Annotated in this window: 5 protein-coding genes and 2 tRNA genes; 4 read left to right on the top strand and 3 right to left on the bottom strand. The window is 39.1% G+C overall.

Annotated elements, in window-relative coordinates; all coding sequences use genetic code 11:
* On the bottom strand, positions 1–526 hold a 526-nt coding region (locus VMY36_03150), incomplete at its 3' end, for a class IV adenylate cyclase (GenBank protein ID HUV42875.1).
* A 276-nt stretch (positions 527–802) separates the two neighbouring features.
* Here VMY36_03150 and VMY36_03145 point away from each other — a divergent pair.
* Together VMY36_03145 and VMY36_03140 are read left to right on the top strand one after the other, a co-directional pair.
* A tRNA-Lys gene (locus tag VMY36_03145) sits at positions 803–874 on the top strand.
* A gap of 145 nt (positions 875–1,019) precedes the next feature.
* Positions 1,020–1,092, top strand: a tRNA-Glu gene (locus tag VMY36_03140).
* A 26-nt stretch (positions 1,093–1,118) separates the two neighbouring features.
* Here VMY36_03140 and VMY36_03135 read toward each other — a convergent pair.
* A complete protein-coding gene (locus VMY36_03135; protein HUV42874.1) occupies positions 1,119–1,583 on the bottom strand; it encodes a GNAT family N-acetyltransferase in 465 nt (154 codons plus the stop codon).
* Between the two features lie 58 nt (positions 1,584–1,641).
* Here VMY36_03135 and lgt point away from each other — a divergent pair, with 58 nt between their 5' ends.
* On the top strand, positions 1,642–2,373 hold the full coding sequence (lgt, locus tag VMY36_03130) for a prolipoprotein diacylglyceryl transferase (protein ID HUV42873.1): 732 nt from the start codon (positions 1,642–1,644) through the stop codon (positions 2,371–2,373).
* A 27-nt stretch (positions 2,374–2,400) separates the two neighbouring features.
* Positions 2,401–2,934, top strand: a complete 534-nt coding sequence (locus VMY36_03125; GenBank protein ID HUV42872.1) for a hypothetical protein — start codon at positions 2,401–2,403, stop codon at positions 2,932–2,934.
* A gap of 69 nt (positions 2,935–3,003) precedes the next feature.
* Here VMY36_03125 and VMY36_03120 read toward each other — a convergent pair whose 3' ends face one another.
* On the bottom strand, positions 3,004–3,495 hold the full coding sequence (locus VMY36_03120; GenBank protein ID HUV42871.1) for an NUDIX hydrolase: 492 nt from the start codon (positions 3,493–3,495) through the stop codon (positions 3,004–3,006).
* Between the last annotated feature and the right edge of the window lie 60 nt (positions 3,496–3,555).

Raw genomic sequence — 3,555 nt, 5'->3', positions numbered from 1 at the left:
TGAGGTTCCTCATTAGAAGATCGCTGTATGACTCAGAGATTAAGTCATTATCGGTAATTTTCAATAAGCGAAGATATTCTTCGCATTGTTTCCTCAGTTTCTCTTTACCGATTTTGCCGCTCTCATCTATTGCCTCAACTTCCACAAAAGATCCTAAATTTTTAACTGTATCCAGGTGAAACTTAACATTCCCAATGAAATAAATTTCCCTCTGTTTGTCAACGACAACTAAAACTTTTAAGCTTTTTAATAAAATTTCTTTTAAGAAAGAGTCTGGAGCTGATTTAAACAAAGTGACATTTGATTGCTTGGGCCCGGCCATGTTTGGCCTTTCGTAGTAAATTAGGGAATTCTCAATTTTACCTTCGCGGAGCTTAAGCCTTCCTTTATGAACAACAAAATAAGTGTCAACCTGATGGTCTTTGCCAACGAATAATGCGCCTTTTCTTTTTAAAACCTTTCTAATCTTATCAAAGTTGGCACACTTGGCCTTTATTTCAATATTGATATGAAACCTCTGCTTCATTGATAAACAATTTTATGAAACAAAGCCAAGAATGGCAAGAAATAGAGGGAATTGCAGATGACAAGATGACTTTGACCGTGGTTGTATCACTGCCAATTTTATGGTAAAATTTTAAGGCTGGATTGATAATTTAGTTTCATAGAAACTCGGCAAGAAGTAAAAAGTAATTTAAATAGGTTATAGATTGTTTTGACGGAAAGCTCCGAATGATGATCCGCCAAAACTCATCTTAGGGAAAAGGCTTGAGGAAAAACCGTAGGTTTTTCCCAAGAGTGAGGGGCGTTAGCTCAGTGGTAGAGCATCTGCCTTTTAAGCAGTTGGTCGAAGGTTCGATCCCTTCACGCCTCACCCGATTTTATCCTTTAATCATCGGCAAGAAATAAAGAGGTAGTAGAAAAGAATTATAAGCAAAGCTTGTTTTTCGCTTTGCTCAAAATAAATTACAACTTTGAAAAGTTTTTTGAAGAAAACCATAGGTTTCCTTCAATGATAAGGCCCCATCGTCTAGTGGCCTAGGACAGCAGGTTTTCAGCCTGTGAACCACGGTTCGAATCCGTGTGGGGTCACTAAAACAGCAGGCGACTATTGAAAGTTAAATCTTTCTATCTAATTCAATTCCTATCTCATAAAAACCATTCTTCTTATAGAAATTGATTGCCCTCTTGCTATTCCAGTAAGCGGAAACGAATAATTTCGTCGCCTTTTGTTCTTTCGCCCATCTAACAGAAGCATCTACTAATAACTTTCCTATTCCTTGGGAACGGTATTCTGGGTTAACCCCGATGTTTTCTATCTCAACATATTTACTTTTACGATAGCCGAAATTCTTTATCGCCAGCGCCACATAACCCACAGGTATTTTACCTAGGTAGGCAATATAACATTTTCCATATTTGCCACTGGCGAGTTTTTGGTAATAGTCAATACCTTTCTCGGAAAAAGGCCAATCTAAGTCAAGGTCATCATCGTTTTCCTCATCATTTAAAAAGACCTCATTATTCAATTTCTGGATCAGCTCCCAATCACTGCTTTTAGCTGTCTTTATCTTTATGTTCATAAGCAAATTATAGACTATTTGACGGTGAATATTGCGTCTGAGATAATAATCACGCCTAATGATTAAACCTTATGGTCTTCTAATCGCCATCGGCCTTTTGACCATTTACTTTTATTGTCGGCTGAATTATCAAAAATATCAGCTTTCTTTTCCTTTGGCTGAAAAGGGATTAATTTGGGCCTTTATTTTTGCTCTTATCGGCGCCAGGGTTTACCATATCTTTTCCACTTTTTCTTATTATTCCCACTCCCCTCTTAAAATCTTTTTGGTCTGGGAGGGGGGACTCGGGATTTTTGGCGCTATTTTGGGCGGAATAGCAGGAGTTGGCCTTTATTCAAAGCTCAAACATCTTAGCCCCTTAAATCTTTTAAACTTAACCGCTCCGCCCCTACTGCTCGCTCAAGCAATAGGGCGACTGGGCAACTATTTTAACTATGAGGGTTTCGGTCCGCCAACTAACTTACCCTGGAAAATGTTTGTCCCCATCGAATATCGCCCACCCCAACTGGCGGCTAATTCTTACTTCCACCCCACCTTTTTTTATGAATCGGCTTTATGCTTAGTAATGTTCTTAATTTTTATCCTATTGCCCAGCAAATTCCAAAAAACTCACGGTCTCTCCTATTACCTAATTTCTTACGGCCTAATCCGTTTCTTTACCGAATTCTTTCGCCTTGACACCTGGGCTGTTGGAAAAATTCACTTGGCGACTTTTTTCTCTCTGGCCTTGATTACAACAGGAATGTTCTTGTTTTTCTTTCATCCTTATAACCGAATTCAAACCCAATAATTACACTTCTACTTTAATCAGTAAACTATGGCTTCAGCTGAAAGAGAAACATCTGAAAGTTCGTTACGTCTAAAGCCTGGCGAGTCTTTCCGGCCTTTTGAGGGGTTTCCGCCCCTTGAACATTTTCAATTCTTTCAATCAAGAAACCTTTTTCTGGACGGGGTTGGTATGGGTCATGTTTCCATCGATCAAGTCGATGAGAATGATTTATCATTATTTGTTAATTTCATCAAAAAGAAAGGGGGAAGAGTTATCTCTCCATATGGGATAATTGCCGTCCATTATTTGATTAATCCCGACGAGATTATTCAAGTTAAATCACTTACTCCAAGCGAGCTAATGCTTTCTTTTGATTTGCCGGTGATGAGATGTCCGCCAACTTGCATTTTTGAACTTCCCTCAACCAATCAATCTTTTATTGGCGTTCCTTTACCGCAACCCGATGAAGAACTTTGGTCATATACCTGGAAAATAAGAGAGGAAGAAGAAAATGAAACCATTGTTCTTTTACCCAACGAAAAACGGGTGTTAGAAGAACTTACCCTTTGTTTTATCAAATAAGCCAAGCTTGTTTTATCAAATAAGCCAAGCTTGTTTTGTCTTAACTCTCAAATTGTGTTTGCAGGTTACTCAAGTGGTTAGCTTTAGGGGTGGGAATTGTCGGCCTTCTCGGATGGTGGAAAAATTGGCAAAGAACTCACAAATAACTGTCCAGTGGTCAAAAGCGGTATCTAACTTCCCGACTTCTTCTAAAGTAAAAAACTTGGCCTCTATTATCTCTTCTGGATTGAGATTAATACCTGTTGGTTCAACATAACCCCAAAAGTAAGTAATCAGCCAGCTGTCCGGAGTATCTTTACCTGAACCAATAATTTCCCGATAGCGCTCAGGGTAGAAAGATAGGCCCACTTCTTCCCAGACCTCCCTAATGACGGCTCTCTCCAAACTTTCTTTCTCATTCGGCTTACCGCCAATTAAGGCCCATTTTCCGGCCTCATCTCCCTTCGCCCTCACGCCTAGCAACACTCGCTCTTTTTCATCCAATAGAATCGCTCTTGCCACCTTCGCCAACACTAAATTTTCTTTTCTTTTAGCCTTTTCAACCTTTTCAATCTCAACCATAGAATGTGCATAATATATTCTAACTAGTATTTTTTATCAAGTTCACCCTTTAGACATCTA

Source organism: Patescibacteria group bacterium, assembly GCA_035529375.1.
In the GTDB taxonomy this organism is placed as follows: domain Bacteria; phylum Patescibacteriota; class Microgenomatia; order PFEM01; family JAHIFH01; genus DATKWU01.
This window is presented reverse-complemented; position numbering and strand designations above follow the sequence as displayed.